A 14,833-nucleotide genomic window follows, 5' to 3' on the forward strand; every position below is an offset into this window, starting at 1 on the left:
GGACGCAACCATGATCATCGACTGTCACGGCCATTACACCACCGAGCCGGCCAAGCTGCAGATCTTCCGCGACAAGCAGCTCGCCGGCCTCGCCGACAAATCGCGCCGGCCGCTCACCACCAATCTCGGCATCACCGACGACGAGATCCGCACCAGCGTCGAGGGTGCGCAGCTCCGCCTGCAGAAGGAGCGCGGCACCGACGTCACCATCTTCTCGCCGCGCGCCGCCGGCATGGCGCATCATGTCGGCAAGGAAGCAACCAGCCGCGAATGGACCACGATCTGCAACGACCTGGTGCACCGGGTCTGCACGCTGTTTCCGCAGAACTTCGTCCCCGTCTGCCAGCTGCCGCAGAGCCCGGGCGTGCAGCCCAAAAACTGCATCGAGGAGCTCGAGCGCTGCGTGACGCAGCTCGGCTTCGTCGGCTGCAACCTCAATCCCGATCCTGCTGGCGGTTATTGGTGCGATCCGCCGCTATCAGACGAATGGTGGTATCCGCTGTACGAGAAGATGGTCGAGCTCGACGTGCCGGCGATGGTCCATGTCTCTTCGTCCTGCAACCCCTGCTTCCACGGCACCGGCGCGCATTACCTCAACGGCGACACCACCGCGTTCATGCAGTTCCTGACGTCTGATCTGTTCAAGCGCTTCCCGACCCTGCGGTTCATCATCCCGCATGGCGGCGGCGCGGTGCCCTATCACTGGGGCCGCTACCGCGGCCTCGCACAGGACATGAAGCTGCCGCCGCTGTCGGAGCATCTGTTGAAGAACGTGTTCTTCGACACCTGCGTCTATCATCTCCCCGGCATCGAGCTGTTGACCCGTGTGATCCCGGTCGAGAACATCCTGTTTGCTTCCGAGATGGTCGGCGCGGTGCGCGGCATCGACCCTGAAACGGGACATCACTTCGACGATACCCGCCGCTACATCGATGCGCTGCGGCTGAGCGCTGCGGACAAGGCCAATATCTTCGAGGGCAACGCCCGCCGCGTCTATCCCCGCCTCAACGCCCATCTCGACCGCCGCCCGCATTAGCCGACCGCGCCGACAACACACCGGAGAACACCGATGGCCATAGGATTTGCAATTCACAAGGCGAAGCGGAAAGTGTCGCCTGACCTCGTCGCGCGCTACCGCACGCTGCCGGTCGCCAATATCAGCGATGTGATGTCGCGGATCGCAGGCACCAACCGGCTGCGGCCGATGCATGCCGGCGGCTGGCTCGGCGGCCCGGCGCTGACAGTGAAGACCCGGCCCGGCGACAATCTGATGGTGCACAAGGCGATCGACCTCGCGCAGCCGGGCGACGTGATCGTCGTCGACGCCGGCGGCGTGCTGCTCAACGCCATCATCGGCGAGATCATGTCGACGCTGGCGGAGAAGAAGGGCGTCGCGGGCTTCGTGATCGACGGCTCGATCCGCGATGCCGGCGCGATCCGCGCCGGATCGTTCCCGGTGTTCGCCGCCGGCGTCGCCCATCGCGGCCCCTACAAGGACGGCCCGGGCGAGATCAATTGCACGATCTCGATGGACGGCATGATCGTCGAGCCCGGCGATCTCATCGTGGCCGACGATGACGGCGTGCTCTGTGTGCCGCATGACGACGCCGAGGCCGTCTGCAAGCTGACCGAGGCCAAGAAGGCAACCGAGGAGAAGGCCATCCAGCAAATCCTCGCCGGTACCAGCGACCGCCGCTGGGTCGATGAGGCCCTGCACCGGCTCGGCTGCGAGTTCAAGGACTGACCTGCCGCCGCTGCCCAGGAGGCGGGATGCCTGCCTCTTGGGCATAAGTCTCCGTACAACCGGCGAAAATCACCGCCGCGCGAACGGTTGGCGCGTCCGTCGATCGGCATCGGGAATTTTTCCCGATTGCAGATGGAAAAGAATCCCGAACCTCCGGGACACATCTTGTTTGCCAAAGCTAAAGCGCTCCCGCAGTCTCGAAGCCAAGGTTCGTCGGGGATAAAAGTCGAACCGGGACAACAGGGTGGGCGTTATGGCTGGTGCGTTGTTGCGTACGGCAACACGATTTTTGTCTGGTTCGGTCACGACGCGCGGCGCTGCGGCCGTGCTCACCGCCATCGGAGCCGCAGCGCCGCTGACGATGGTGCAGGCCCAGACCCCCGCCCCGACCGAACTGCCGCCCGTCACCGTGATTGCCCCCTCGCCGCTTTCGGGGACGCGCAGCATCAAGCCCGCCTCCCAGCCGGTGGCGCGGACCTCGCGATCCGCCCGAACCCGGGCCGCACCGGCCCAAACCGCGGCGGCGCCCGAGGGCGGCGCCGGCGTCCCGAGCCCCTCCGACCGCGACTCGAGCCTGCTTGACCGCGACAAGATCCCGTCCAACACCGAGGTGCTGACCTCGGCGGATTTCAGCCGCAACTATTCGACCAACTTTCTCGACTCGGTGAATCGCAAGCTGCCCGGCGTCACGCTGACCGACCAGACCGGCAACCCGTTCCAGCGCAATCTCGACTACCGCGGCTTCGTCGCCTCGCCGGTCCAGGGAACGCCGCAGGGCATCGCGGTCTATCAGAACGGCGTCCGCATCAACGAATCCTGGGGCGACGTGGTCAACTGGGATTTCATCCCGGAAAAGGCCATCGACCGGGTGTCGCTGGTGCCCAACAACCCCGTCTTCGGCCTCAATGCGATCGGCGGCGCGCTCAGCATCCAGATGAAGAACGGCTTCACCTATCAGGGCTCCGAGGCGGAACTGTTCGGCGGCTCTTACGGGCGCGTGCAGGGCAGCGTGCAGGCCGGCGGCCAGCGGGACAACATCTCCGCCTATGCGGCGTTCGAATCCGCCTATGACCGCGGATGGCGCGATTACGCCAATTCGTCACACGTCAACCGGATGTATGTCGACATCGGCGCGCGCAACGATGACACCGAATTCCACGTCAATTTCACCGGCGCCAGCAATCTGCTCGGCAACGTCGCCGCAACGCCAGTCGAGATGCTCAACCAGCGCTGGTCCAGCGTCTACACCTGGCCGCAGTCGACGCTGCTGCAGCTGGCCTTCGTCAACGCCACGCTGAGCCATAATTTCTCGGACACCTGGTCGTTCCAGGGCAACGCCTATTTCCGCGGCTTCCGACAGTCCCATGTCGACGGCAACGGCACCGACGTTGCGCCGTGCGACGATCCCACCACTTTGTGCATCGGCGACGGCCTCCCGGTTTTCGGTCCGGCAGACGGTCCCGCGACTCCGAACACGCTGGGCAACGCTTTCCTCGGCGAGATCGATCGTAACCAGGTTGCGACCAACAGCTATGGTGGCACGGCCCAGTTGACCAACACGGACAGGCTGTTCGGGCACGACAACCATGTCGTGATGGGCGTCAGCGTCGACCATGGCAACACCAAGTTCACGGCATCCAGCGAACTCGGAACGGTCGACCCGAACAACCTGTTCGTGACCGGCACCGGGGTCTTCATCAATCAGCCAGACGCCGGTCTCAGCCCGGTCGACCTGCGCGCGACCAATACGTACACCGGCGTCTACCTCACCGACACATTCGATGTGACGAATCGGTTCTCGGTCACTGCCGGTGGACGATTCAACTATGCCCAGATCGACTTGAAGGACCAGACCGGGACCAACGACCTGCTCAATAGCAGCAACCACTTCCAGCGATTCAACCCGGTGATCGGCGGCACCTTCAAGATCACTCCCAACCTCACCGCCTATGCCGGCTATTCGGAGGCCAACCGCGCGCCGACACCGCTGGAGCTCGGCTGCTCCGATCCTAACCATCCCTGCATGATCGACACCTTCCTGGTGGCCGATCCGCCGCTCAAGCAGGTGGTGTCGCACACCGTCGAGGCCGGCCTGCGCGGCAGCTGGGGCCGCGACGCCAGGACCGGCATGCTGAGCTGGGGCCTGGGCGTGTTCCACACCCTGTCCGACGACGACATCATCCAGGTCACGAGTCCGCTCGGCGTCAACAATTTCGGCTTCTTCCAGAATGCCGGGCAGACCTTACGGCAGGGCATCGAGGCCAAGCTCGACTATCGCATCGATCGCTGGAACGCCTACGCCAACTACACCTATGTCGACGCCACCTATCGAAGCGCGGTTACACTGTCTTCGCCGAACAATCCGAATGCCCTGACCAACGATGCCGGCGCGCAATTCGTCAACGTCATGCCTGGCGACCACATCCCGGGCATTCCCGCGCACCGCTTCAAGGCCGGCGTCGACTACAACGTGACCGATGCGTGGAAGGTCGGCGCCGACCTCAACGTCGTGGGTAGCCAGTGGATCATCCACGACGACACCAACCAGAGCCCGAAGGTGCCGGCCTATTCGGTCGTCAATCTGCACACGTCGTATCAGATCACGAAGAACATCGAGGTGTTCGGGCTGATCAACAATGTGTTCAACCAGCACTACTATCTGAGCGGCGCGTTCTACCAAACGGGCGGCTTTACCAGTGCCGGCGGCCTGCCCAACCTGATGGCGCAGCTGAGCGATCCGCGCACCTTCGTGCCCGGCATGCCGCTCGCCGCCTATGCCGGCATCAGGGCGAAGTTCTAGGACGGTTTTCTGAGAAGCGACGCTACGCCACCGTCCCGCCGTCGACCGGCATCGCGATGCCGGTGACGAACGAGGCCTTGTCCGACAGCAGGAACACCGCGACCTCGGCGATCTCCTCCGGGCGCGCGGCCCGGCCCATCGGATTGCGGGTCACTGCGGCCTTGATCAATTCCTCAGGATCGGCCTCGTTGTGGCCCGGCTGGTCGGGCCGGTTGACGAACACCCGCAGCATCGGCGTATCGATCGCGCCGGGGCAGATCGCATTGACGCGCACGCCGTCCCTGGCGTGGCGCTTGGCGAGCGCCCGCGCGAGGCCGATCACGCCGGCCTTGGCCGCCGAATAGGTCGGGCTCCACGGCGAGCCGACCAGGCCCGAGGTCGATGCGGTGAACAGGATGCTGCCCTTGCGCCGCGTCGTCATCTGCCCGAGCGCCGCATTGGTGGTGATCAGCTGCGAGCGCAGATTGAGATCGACGCTGAGATCCCAGCCTTCCAGATCGTCGATGACAGACGGACCGGGAATGCCGAGGTGATTCCAGACACAATCGAGCGCGCCGAACTCCTTCACGGTCGCAGCAACGATATCGCGCGAGAACTTGTCGTCGCGCAGATCGCCGGCCAGCGCCAGCGCACGTCCACCGCTCTTTTTGATCTCCTCGACCACGGCTTTCGCGCCGGCCTCGTTCTGGTCGACCACCGCGACTGCCGCGCCCTCGCGTGCGAGAATGAGCGCGCCGGCGCGGCCGGCGCCCGATGCCGCGGCGGTGACGAGTGCGATCTTGCCTTGCATGTCCATGGTTGGATCCTGACTGTGCTCGCGAGCTCGAGCCTTCTTGGTTCTGATTGAAGTTCTGGTTGGATCAGGATCGCAACGCTGTGGTCTTGCGCTGACGCGCTACCGTCAGGCTGCCGGCTTCGCGCTAACGGCCGCCGAACAGAACCGGTGACTGGCCTGGCAGCAGCTGCGAATGGATGTCGCTGTCCATGCGCTCCGCCCCTTGCTGGGTAAAACCAGCCCCGAACGACAGGGTCACATTCGAGGTCGGGCGGAACTCCAGTCCCGCACGTGCGGTATATCCGGCGTTGACGCCGGGATTGCCGCTGAACGGCGCCAGCGGACCACCGGCGCCGGGGGGATTGTATTTCAACGAGTCGAAGCCGGCGAAGAACGTCACGGGCGTATCGCCGACGCCCTTGAAATTGTAGCCGACCTGCGCGCCCTGATATTCGAGCGACCCGAACGCCGCCGATTGACCGAGCGTGTTCCAGCCGACACGGCCGCCTTCGCCGCCGATGAACCAGCCATCCGGACGGCCGTTCAGATACGAGAAGTCGCCGCCTTGCGGGGCCGTGGCGTCAAAGCCTGGAAAGTTGCCGTAGGTGTCCGCCTTCTGGCCATCGGCCAGGCTGCCGCCGAAGCCGAACAGCGAGCCCGGCGTCCAGTAGCGCACCGGGCCGGCCTGGGCGTTGGCCTGCCGGGCGCCGAGACAGAGCACTGCGGCGATGATGGCGAGACCGGATTTGCTTGCGAAGATCGACATTCGGGAGACCGTCACTTGTGCCCGCGAACTATACTCGTCGGAGGTCGACAATGCCAGCGCGGCTCTTGGCTGCGACGACCCCACCTCTTGCCAATCGCGCGGTCACCCCTTATGTACTCGCCTCCCTTTGTAGAAAGAGCGACCCAGGTTTCCAACATGCGGCAGTCACAGCGAGCATCGATGCTGATGACGGGAGGGCTAATGCCCTCGTCCGCCGCCATTCTGCTTTGGACCTGACCTCACGTCACACCTGACATTGGAAGGCAGCCCGGAGCGGAAGCGGCTCCTGGCGCCGAACGGGCTCTCGCGGTGCCACGAGTCGTGCAAACCCAGCACGGGAGCTCGAACACCACAGGTGTCCCATGGCCAAAGAGAAGTTCATCCGCCTCAAGCCCAACTGCAATGTTGGCACGATCGGCCACGTGGATCATGGCAAGACGACGCTGACGGCAGCGATGACGAAGGTTTCAGCCGATCACGGCTGGGGCGCGTTCGTCTCCTACCAGGACGTTGCCAAGGCGTCGGCAGCGCAAGGTACGCGTGACGATACGAAGATCCTGACCATTGCGACGAGCCACGTCGAGTTCTCGACGGCGGCGCGCCACTACTCGCACGTCGACTGCCCGGGTCACGCCGATTATGTGAAGAACATGATCACCGGCGCGGCGCAGATGGACGGCGCGATCCTGGTCGTCTCCGCCGTCGACGGACCGATGCCGCAGACGCGCGAGCACATCCTGCTGGCGCGCCAGATCGGCGTGCCGCGCATCGTGGTGTTCTTGAACAAGTGCGATGTCGCTGACGATCCGGAGCTGGTCGATCTCGTCGAGATCGAGGTGCGCGATCTGTTGTCGAAGTACCAGTACGACGGCGACAACGCGCCGGTCGTGCGCGGTGCGGCGATGGCCGCGCTGCGCGGCGAGCACGGTCCGCTGGCGGATCAGGCGATCCTCGAACTGTTCGAGGCGCTCGACAGCTTTATCGAGCTGCCCGAGCGGCCGAAGGATCGCCCGTTCCTGATGCCGATCGAGGCCGTGCAGTCGATCGCGGGCCGCGGCACCGTGGTGACCGGGCTCGTCGAGCGCGGCACGATCAGGATCGGCGACGAGGTCGAGATCGTCGGCCTCGGCGAGACCCGCAAGTCGGTCGTGACCAGCATCGAGAGCTACCGGAAGATCCTCGACCAGGGGCAGGCCGGCGACAATGTCGGCTGCCTGCTGCGCGGGGTCGACAAGGCTCTCGTGCAGCGGGGTCAGGTGCTGTCGCATCCGGGTGGTGCGTCGCCGCACCGGACCTTCCGCGCGGAAGTATATGTGCTGACGAAGGACGAAGGCGGCCGGCACACGCCGTTCTTCGCCAACTATCGTCCGCAGTTCTACTTCCGGACTGCCGACGTCACCGGCACCGTCCAGCTCGCCGACGGCGCCGAGATGGTGATGCCGGGCGACAGCGCTGAGTTCACGATCGAGCTCAACAAGCCGATCGCGCTCGAAGCGCGGTCGCGCTTTGCGATCCGTGAAGGCAACCGTACCGTCGGTGCCGGCGTGGTCACTACGATCGTGGAGTGACGGATGGGGGCGCGGCGCAAGCCGGGCCCCCACTTTCCAACGTCGCGATGTTGCAAGATCGCCCGATCGCCCGGAAATTGATCGCATCGCTTGGCAATGCGGATTGACAGGCCGGCACGTTTTCGAAACTGTGCGACACCGCGTCGCAGGCGCCGTCCATCGGTCTTGTGACCTCTCGACGCGGAAAATGGCGTCGTCATGAAGTGGTTTCGTTCGAACATCAGGCACGGGGCTCGGCTGGCGTTTTTGGCGCTGGCGGTCCAGTTCGTGCTGTCGTTCGGCCATTTCCATGCCATTGCGCCGGCACAGGCGACAGCGTCGTTCGCGGCGCATATCGAGAACGCCTCGCGCGACGAGCCTCGTTCGAATCCTGATTCCGATCAGGCCGTAGATCTCTGCGCCATCTGCGCTGTCGTAGCGATGACGAGCACGGCGACGCCGGCGCCGGCGTTGCCACCACTCCAATTGCCCGATGCCGTCGCTCTGCTCTCCTGGCAGATCGACAATTATGCGGCGCCGCTCGACATCGGCCGGCTGCACTATCAGCCGCGCGCGCCTCCGATCTCCTGAACTCCCTGCACGACTGAACGTCGAACGCGGCCATCATTCGGCTGCCGTTTGATCAATGGGGAATTTCGCCGTCGCGCATCGACGGCGGGCTCGACCGCGTCCTTCGGTGAGGATCCGGATCGCAGCCTCGTGAGATCGGGAACCAACATGTCAAAAATTATGAGACGACGCGCCGCCGTTGGCGCTGCATCGCTCTTGGTCTACGGGATCAACGGCGCCGCATTCGGGCAGACGACCGCGCCGACAACGACTCTTCCCGACATCACGGTGACGGCGCCGCAACGCCACACCGCGCCGGCCGGACCGAACAAGCCGAAGACGCGCGTTGCGAGCGGCGGTGGCCACCGCGCACGCAGAACCGGCGCGGTATCGGCGACGCCTGAATCTCCGGAACAGACCCAGGCTCAAGCCGTCGCAAGCCAGAACACGCAGCTCGACCAGGCCCGCGCCGCGCTGCTGGCACCCACCGGCGCCAACAGCTACCAGATGAGCCGGCAAGCCCTCGAGGCACTGCCACAGGGCACCAACACCACGCTCGACAAGGCGCTGCTGCAGGCGCCCGGGGTTTCGCAGGACTCCGCCGCAAGCGGTGAACTGCATGTGCGCAACGAGCACGCCAACCTGCAATACCGCATCAACGGGATCATGCTGCCGGACGGCGTCGGCGCCTTCGGCCAGATCATCGACACCGGGATCGTCGGCAGCATGGCGCTGATCACGGGCGCACTGCCCGCGCAGTATGGCCTGCGCACCGCCGGCGTGCTCGACATCCAGACCAAGACCGATGCCTTCAACAATTCCGGCAGCGTCAGCGTCTATGGCGGCAGCCACGGCACCTTCACCACCAGCGTCGACTACGGCGGCACGATTGGACAGACGCAGTATTACGTCTCCGGACGCTATTTCGGCAGCGATGTCGGCATCGAGAACCCGACGCCGGCCTATAACGCCATCCACGACCGGACCGACCAGGAGAAGGGTTTTGCCTATGTCTCGACCGCGCTCGATCCGACCAGCCGGCTGACCTATATCGGCGGCGTCTCGAACGGCGCCTATCAGATCCCCAACAATCCCGGCCAGGCTCCGGCCTTCACCGCCTTCGGCGTCTCGAACTTCGACTCCGCGCTGCTCAACGAACGGCAACGCGAATTCAACCAGTTCAACGTCGTGGCCTACCAGAAGTCGGGCGACGGGTTCGACTACCAGGTCGCCTATTTCAATCGCTACAGCCAGCTGCACTTCATGCCGGATCCAGTCGGCGATCTCGTCTTCAATGGGGTCGCGTCGGACGTGTATCGCCAGAGCTTCATCAACGGCATCCAGGAGGACACCTCCTACAGGCTCGGCTTCGCGCATACGCTGAAGTTCGGCATCGCGGTCAGCGCCGAACGCTCGCTGGTCAACAACGGCTCGACCGTGCTGCCGCTCGACGATGCCGGCAACCCGATCGATGCGCCGCTCTCGGTGTTCGATTCCAGCGCCAAGACCGGATATTTGTTCTCCACCTACATTGCCGACGAGTGGAAGATCACCAACCAGCTCACGCTCAATGCCGGCCTGCGCTTCGACCAGATGTGGCAATATGTCGATGCCAACCAGCTTAGCCCGCGGATTAGCCTGACATGGAAGCCCTATGACGGCACGACCTTCCATGCCGGCTATGCCCGCAACTTCACGCCGCCCGAGCAGGTGCTGGCGGCACCGACCAACCTTGCGCTGGTACAGAACACGACCGCGCAGCCGGCGACCACCGCCAACGATCCTGTCCTGCCCGAGCGCTCGCACGTGTTCGACATCGGCGTGACGCAGAAAGTCTATGCGATCCCCGGCCTCGAGGTCGGCATGGACGCCTATTACAAGATCGCGACCGATCTACTCGACGACGGCCAGTTCGGCCAGGCCTACGTCCTGACCGCCTTCAACTATGCGAAAGGCACCAATGAAGGCGTCGAGCTGACCGCGCGATACGACCACGACAATCTGCATCTCTACGGCAATGTCGCGATCGCAAGGCAGGTCGCCACCCAGGTCGTCTCAAACCAGTATCTGTTCGATCCTGACGAGCTGGCCTACATCGCCAACAATTACGTCAACACCGACCATGCTCAGACGCTAACCGCATCGGTCGGCGGCTGGTACCAATGGCGCGACACCAAGTTCAGCGCGTCGGTGATCTACGGCTCAGGCTTGCGCAACGGCTTTGCCAACACGGGCACCGTGCCGCCCTACGCGCAAGTCAACCTCGGCGTCTCGCACGACTTCAACATCGTCGCGCCGAACAAACCGACCACGCTGCGCTTCGACGTCGTCAACCTGTTCGACACCGTCTACCAAATCCGCGACGGCTCCGGTATCGGCGTGTTCGCGCCGCAATACGGCCCGCGCCGCGGCTTCTATGCCGGCATCACGCAGAAGTTCTGACGAGGCCGGGGCGCGCCCGCTCACAGTTCGGCGACCAGTTGGACCAACTGGTCCCGTAGCCAGACATGGGCCGGGTCGTGATGGTAGGACGCATGCCACAGCAATGACACCGTAACGTCTTTCACCTTCACCGGCGGCGGACTGAGGCTGAGCCCGAGATCGGCGGCGAAGCGGCGGGCCAGCCGTGCGCCCATGGTGACGATCACGGGCGCCTGCGCCACCAGATACGGCACGGTGAGGAAGCGCGGCGTGGTCAGCGCAACGGACCGCTGCAGGCCGAGTTCTTCGAGCGCCTCATCGACAGAGCCGCGCACGGTGCGCCCCGGCCGCAGGCTGGTCAGCACGTGCGGAAGCCGGATGTAGTCCTCGAGCGAGATGGGCGGCGTGATCCCCGTCTTCTCCGCATTGAACATGCAAAGGAAGCTCTCGGTGAACAGCACGCGCTGTTTGTGATGCAATTGTCCTTGCTGGATCGGACCGTAGGAGAGCGCGAGATCCACTTCGTCGGCGTCGAGATCATCGAGCAGCCGGGACGTATCAACGTTGTAGAGCCGCAGGTGAATGCCCGGCGCGATTTCGCGCATGCGCGCCAGAAGGCGCGGCACGATCAGGATTTCCATACTGTCCGACAGGCCGAGCCTGAACGTTCGCACCGCGGTGGCCGGATCGAAGGTCTTCTCGCGCAGCAGCACTGCCTCGACCTGTGCGAGTGCGGTCCGCACCGGATCGAGCAAGGTCATCGCGCGCGGGGTGAGGCGCATGCCATCGGCGCCCCGCGTGAGCAGCTCGTCATCGAACAGTTCGCGCAGCCGGGCGAGATTGTGACTCATCGCGGATTGGCCGATCCCGACGGAGCCTGCCGCCCGGGTCACGCTCCGTTCGGTGAGTAGCGCATTGAGATGAACAAGCAGATTCAGGTCGATCCGACCCAAATTGACGGCATCGATGGCCATTATCGATCCTATCTGTTTGATCGATGATCATAGCCTCACCATCTCCTCCGGCAAGGGAGCAGACGGGCAATCGCTCGCCGCCCAGATTCTGACACTCAAGCCAACGGAGGATCCCATGTCGATCCGCAGCACAATTCTCGCCACAGCCATCACCTTCGCCGCACTTGGCGCATCGCATGGAGCCGCCCAGGCGCGCGGGCTCAGGCCGATCGAGGCCCAAAGCATCCATCTCGGCGACGTATCCGGCGTCGCCTACTACACGGTCGAGCCCGACGGGTATCGCGTCGTGACGACGCTCGCACAGGGCGAGGCCGGCACGCCGGTCCGCTTCGTCTCGGTGCTGGCGCCCGGTCAGCGTGCCCTGCTCTCGACGCCGGACCAGGCAGGCGCAGTGGAGATCAGCCGGAACGGCGACAGCGTGACTGTCCGCAAGTCGGGCACGCTCTCCAACTAGTGGCATAGCGGTCGGAGCCTTCCATCGAAGGTGCAGGAGCCACAGATGTCCACGATCCACCTTCATCGGACGACCGGGTTGACGCCGGAGCAGTACGTCGCCGGCCTCACCGACTTCGGGCCGGGCCGCTCCAAGCTGTTCGGCAACAGTGCCGACGCATATCTCAAGGTGCATCATCGCGGCCCCTCGGATGCTGACGTGACCGAGGGCTCGAACGGCATCTGGGAACGCTTGCACTACGACTGGTCCGACCCAGACCATGTCGTCCTGACGACGACCGACTCCAATGTGTGGGGCGGCAGGTCGGGCCACTCCTACAGCTTCGCGCGGCGGTCCGATGGCGCGACCGACATTGACGTGGTCGTGGTGCGCGAGGACAAGAATCTGAAGGGATGGATCCTCGGTCTCGTGCTCGGGTCGATCGGCAGAAGTGCCCTCGAAAAGCATTCGAAAACTCCGTCAAGGCCATCGAGCAGCGGCACCTGCAGCAGGGTCGGATCGCTGCCTAGACGCGGAGCATTGAAAGTATTGCTCCGAGATAAATGTTTCTATTGTACCGAGCAATGTACCGGACCATATCTAGGTTCATCGAACGCATTGCACCGGGTCAACCCGGTGCAAGCTGAATGGAGACAACTGAAATGGAGATCAATTACCTCGATACGTTCCTGGCATTCCTCGGAATGACCTTCGGACTGGTCTCGGTGATGCCCGGCCTGTTTTTCCAGCCCAAGGCCGAGGTGAAGCGCGCGACAAGGACGACCTCGTCCCGCGCCGGCAACAGCAGGCGATAACGCGCCGCGGCTTCCGGGCCCGCATCACGCTGAAGTTCTAACCCGCGACCAGCAGCTGCTCTTTCAGCAGTGCCGTCAGCCAATCGGCAAACACCTGCAGCCGCCGCGACAGATGCTGGCGGTGCGGATAGAGCAAGGTCATCGGCATTGGCGTGGCGCGATGCTGCGGCATCACCTCGGCGAGTTCTCCGGCATCGAGATGCCGCTTCACGTCGTAGGCCGGAATCTGGATCAGGCCGAGACCGGCGAGGCAGCAGGCGATATAGGCTTCCGCACTGTTGACGGTGACACGGCCGCGCATCGCGATGGCGCGCGACGCGCCCTGCTCGCGCCATTCCCACTCCTCGATGCGGCCGGTGGACGGCGAAGCGTAGTTGACCGCCCAATGCGCGCCGAGATCGTCCGGCGTCTGCGGCGTGCCGTGGCGCGCGAGATATCCCGCGCTCGCGACATTGATCAGTACGAGATTGCCGAGCGGCCGCGCGATCAGGCCGGAATCGCCGAGCGGGCCGACGCGCACGACGCAATCGGCGGAGTCCGCGATCAGGTTGATGGCGCGATCGGTGACGCCGAGATCGATGTCGATCTGCGGATAGCGATCGAGGAACGCCGGCAGCGCCGGTGCGACGATCAGGCGTCCGATCCGCCCGGGCACGTCGACCCTGAGCCGACCCGATGGTTCGGCGGCGGCATGGCGGAACAGGGTCTCGGCCTCCTCGACATCGGCGACGACGCGCAGGCACCGTTCGTAGAACGCCGCGCCGTCGTGCGTGGGCGACACTTTTCGCGTCGTCCGGTGCAGCAGCCGGGCGCCGATGCGCTGCTCCAGTTCCGCGACCGCTGAGGACACCGACGAGCGCGGCATCCCCAGCGTGTCGGCCGCCCGCGTAAAGCTCGCGCACTCGACGACGCGGGCGAAAATGCGGAAGAGATCGATGCGGTCCACGATTAACGCCCCGATTGTTCGCTATTCCTGACAAGTGAGGTCAGAATGCACGGCTTTATCGGCAAATCCTAGACGATATCGTTGCCTCCAGAAAGCAGCCGCATGGCGCGGCCGCGAGATCCGGAGAGGCGAACGCCATGACCGAACACAGCATCAAGGGAAAGACCGTCATCATCGCCGGCGGCGCCAAGAACCTCGGCGGCCTGATCGCACGCGATCTCGCGGCCCACGGCGCGAAGGCGATCGCAATCCACTACAACAGTTCCGCGTCCAAGGCCGATGCCGACGCGACTGTGGCAGCAATCAAGGCTGCCGGCGCCAACGCGGTCGCCTTCCAGGCCAACCTCACGACATCGGGCGCGATGGAAAAACTGTTCACTGATGCCGTCGCTACGGTCGGCCGTCCCGACGTCGCGATCAACACCGTCGGCAAGGTGCTGAAGAAACCGATGGTCGAGATCTCGGAGGCCGAATACGACGCGATGAGCGCGGTCAACGCCAAGTCCGCGTTCTTCTTCCTCAAGGAGGCCGGCCGTCACGTCAACGACAACGGCAAGATCTGCACCTTGGTGACGTCGCTACTCGGCGCCTACACGCCCTTCTATGCCGCCTATGCCGGCACCAAGGCGCCGGTCGAGCACTTTACCCGCGCAGCATCGAAGGAGTTCGGCGCACGCGGCATCTCGGTCACCGCGATCGGCCCCGGCCCGATGGACACGCCGTTCTTCTATCCGGCCGAGGGTACGGACGCGGTCGCCTATCACCAATCGGCAGCGGCGCTGTCCGGCTTCTCGAAGACCGGTCTCACCGACATCAAGGATATCGTGCCCTGGATTCGCCTCCTGGTGTCGGACGGTTGGTGGATGACCGGCCAGACCATTTTGGTCAACGGCGGCTACACCACGAAGTGAAACCGTCGTTCTCTGCATGCATGCGCCATGCTTTGCGGGGAAAACAGGCCGCCGGCGGAATTTGACCGCCGGTTTGGCCGGCGATATCGTTCGCCTCGCTGGGCCCTTCGCAGTGACGGTCTATTCGAGGC

General features: G+C 64.4%; 14 protein-coding genes. 10 read left to right on the forward strand and 4 right to left on the reverse strand.

All coding sequences use genetic code 11. The features are described 5' to 3' along the window. Window positions 1–10: 10 nt before the first annotated feature. The 3 genes from ACE103_RS34140 (at window position 11) to ACE103_RS34150 (ending at window position 4,544) form a co-directional block, all read left to right on the forward strand. Window positions 11–1,036: an amidohydrolase family protein gene (locus ACE103_RS34140; protein ID WP_375776597.1), complete on the forward strand. Its 1,026-nt coding sequence runs from the start codon at window positions 11–13 to the stop codon at window positions 1,034–1,036. 33 nt (window positions 1,037–1,069) lie between these two features. Further along, entirely contained in the window at window positions 1,070–1,744 is a 675-nt protein-coding gene (locus ACE103_RS34145; RefSeq protein WP_375776598.1) for an RraA family protein, read from the forward strand. A 613-nt stretch (window positions 1,745–2,357) separates the two neighbouring features. Next, window positions 2,358–4,544, forward strand: a complete 2,187-nt coding sequence (locus ACE103_RS34150; protein ID WP_375781243.1) for a TonB-dependent receptor — start codon at window positions 2,358–2,360, stop codon at window positions 4,542–4,544. Window positions 4,545–4,566: 22 nt separating this feature from the next. Here ACE103_RS34150 and ACE103_RS34155 read toward each other — a convergent pair whose 3' ends face one another. Together ACE103_RS34155 and ACE103_RS34160 are read right to left on the reverse strand one after the other, a co-directional pair. Continuing rightward, window positions 4,567–5,340 carry an SDR family NAD(P)-dependent oxidoreductase gene (locus ACE103_RS34155; protein WP_375776599.1) on the reverse strand — a complete coding sequence of 258 codons (774 nt, stop codon included), beginning with the start codon at window positions 5,338–5,340 and terminating at the stop codon, window positions 4,567–4,569. A gap of 124 nt (window positions 5,341–5,464) precedes the next feature. Further along, on the reverse strand, window positions 5,465–6,085 hold the full coding sequence (locus ACE103_RS34160; RefSeq protein ID WP_375776600.1) for a hypothetical protein: 621 nt from the start codon (window positions 6,083–6,085) through the stop codon (window positions 5,465–5,467). A gap of 362 nt (window positions 6,086–6,447) precedes the next feature. Between ACE103_RS34160 and tuf the strand changes: the two genes are divergently transcribed. From tuf to ACE103_RS34175, 3 genes are all read left to right on the forward strand, one after another. Next, window positions 6,448–7,653: an elongation factor Tu gene (tuf, locus tag ACE103_RS34165; protein WP_375776601.1), complete on the forward strand. Its 1,206-nt coding sequence runs from the start codon at window positions 6,448–6,450 to the stop codon at window positions 7,651–7,653. Between the two features lie 198 nt (window positions 7,654–7,851). Further along, a complete protein-coding gene (locus ACE103_RS34170; RefSeq protein ID WP_375776602.1) occupies window positions 7,852–8,223 on the forward strand; it encodes a hypothetical protein in 372 nt (123 codons plus the stop codon). A gap of 147 nt (window positions 8,224–8,370) precedes the next feature. Next, a complete protein-coding gene (locus ACE103_RS34175; RefSeq protein WP_375776603.1) occupies window positions 8,371–10,644 on the forward strand; it encodes a TonB-dependent receptor in 2,274 nt (757 codons plus the stop codon). Window positions 10,645–10,664: 20 nt separating this feature from the next. Here the strand turns inward: ACE103_RS34175 and ACE103_RS34180 are convergent, their stop codons facing one another. After that, complete coding sequence (locus tag ACE103_RS34180; protein WP_223969570.1) at window positions 10,665–11,597, reverse strand: LysR family transcriptional regulator; 933 nt, start codon at window positions 11,595–11,597, stop codon at window positions 10,665–10,667. Window positions 11,598–11,712: 115 nt separating this feature from the next. Between ACE103_RS34180 and ACE103_RS34185 the strand changes: the two genes are divergently transcribed. The 3 genes from ACE103_RS34185 to ACE103_RS34195 are packed head-to-tail and all read left to right on the forward strand — an operon-like array spanning window position 11,713 to window position 12,845. Beyond that, a complete protein-coding gene (locus ACE103_RS34185; RefSeq protein ID WP_375776604.1) occupies window positions 11,713–12,051 on the forward strand; it encodes a hypothetical protein in 339 nt (112 codons plus the stop codon). Between the two features lie 45 nt (window positions 12,052–12,096). Next, the gene (locus tag ACE103_RS34190; RefSeq protein ID WP_375776605.1) at window positions 12,097–12,738 is read left to right on the forward strand and encodes a hypothetical protein; all 642 of its coding nucleotides are present in this window, start codon (window positions 12,097–12,099) and stop codon (window positions 12,736–12,738) included. After that, a complete protein-coding gene (locus tag ACE103_RS34195) occupies window positions 12,693–12,845 on the forward strand; it encodes a hypothetical protein (RefSeq protein ID WP_375776606.1) in 153 nt (50 codons plus the stop codon). The genes ACE103_RS34190 and ACE103_RS34195 overlap by 46 nt, the downstream gene beginning before the upstream one ends. 37 nt (window positions 12,846–12,882) lie before the next feature. On the opposite strand, the gene ACE103_RS34200 is transcribed toward ACE103_RS34195, so the two are convergent. Beyond that, window positions 12,883–13,791 carry a LysR family transcriptional regulator gene (locus tag ACE103_RS34200; RefSeq protein ID WP_223969574.1) on the reverse strand — a complete coding sequence of 303 codons (909 nt, stop codon included), beginning with the start codon at window positions 13,789–13,791 and terminating at the stop codon, window positions 12,883–12,885. A 137-nt stretch (window positions 13,792–13,928) separates the two neighbouring features. Between ACE103_RS34200 and ACE103_RS34205 the strand changes: the two genes are divergently transcribed. After that, the gene (locus ACE103_RS34205) at window positions 13,929–14,702 is read left to right on the forward strand and encodes an SDR family oxidoreductase (RefSeq protein WP_375776607.1); all 774 of its coding nucleotides are present in this window, start codon (window positions 13,929–13,931) and stop codon (window positions 14,700–14,702) included. Window positions 14,703–14,833: the final 131 nt, after the last annotated feature.

This window comes from Bradyrhizobium sp. ma5 (genome assembly GCF_042258955.1).
Lineage (GTDB): Bacteria > Pseudomonadota > Alphaproteobacteria > Rhizobiales > Xanthobacteraceae > Bradyrhizobium.

Coding starts and splice junctions, on each gene's coding strand:
- ACE103_RS34140 (WP_375776597.1), top strand. CDS start 11: ATGATCATCGACTGTCACGGCCATTACACCACCGAGCCGGCCAAGCTG.
- ACE103_RS34145 (WP_375776598.1), top strand. CDS start 1,070: ATGGCCATAGGATTTGCAATTCACAAGGCGAAGCGGAAAGTGTCGCCT.
- ACE103_RS34155 (WP_375776599.1), bottom strand. CDS start 5,340: ATGGACATGCAAGGCAAGATCGCACTCGTCACCGCCGCGGCATCGGGC.
- ACE103_RS34160 (WP_375776600.1), bottom strand. CDS start 6,085: ATGTCGATCTTCGCAAGCAAATCCGGTCTCGCCATCATCGCCGCAGTG.
- tuf (WP_375776601.1), top strand. CDS start 6,448: ATGGCCAAAGAGAAGTTCATCCGCCTCAAGCCCAACTGCAATGTTGGC.
- ACE103_RS34170 (WP_375776602.1), top strand. CDS start 7,852: ATGAAGTGGTTTCGTTCGAACATCAGGCACGGGGCTCGGCTGGCGTTT.
- ACE103_RS34175 (WP_375776603.1), top strand. CDS start 8,371: ATGTCAAAAATTATGAGACGACGCGCCGCCGTTGGCGCTGCATCGCTC.
- ACE103_RS34180 (WP_223969570.1), bottom strand. CDS start 11,597: ATGGCCATCGATGCCGTCAATTTGGGTCGGATCGACCTGAATCTGCTT.
- ACE103_RS34185 (WP_375776604.1), top strand. CDS start 11,713: ATGTCGATCCGCAGCACAATTCTCGCCACAGCCATCACCTTCGCCGCA.
- ACE103_RS34190 (WP_375776605.1), top strand. CDS start 12,097: ATGTCCACGATCCACCTTCATCGGACGACCGGGTTGACGCCGGAGCAG.
- ACE103_RS34195 (WP_375776606.1), top strand. CDS start 12,693: ATGGAGATCAATTACCTCGATACGTTCCTGGCATTCCTCGGAATGACC.
- ACE103_RS34205 (WP_375776607.1), top strand. CDS start 13,929: ATGACCGAACACAGCATCAAGGGAAAGACCGTCATCATCGCCGGCGGC.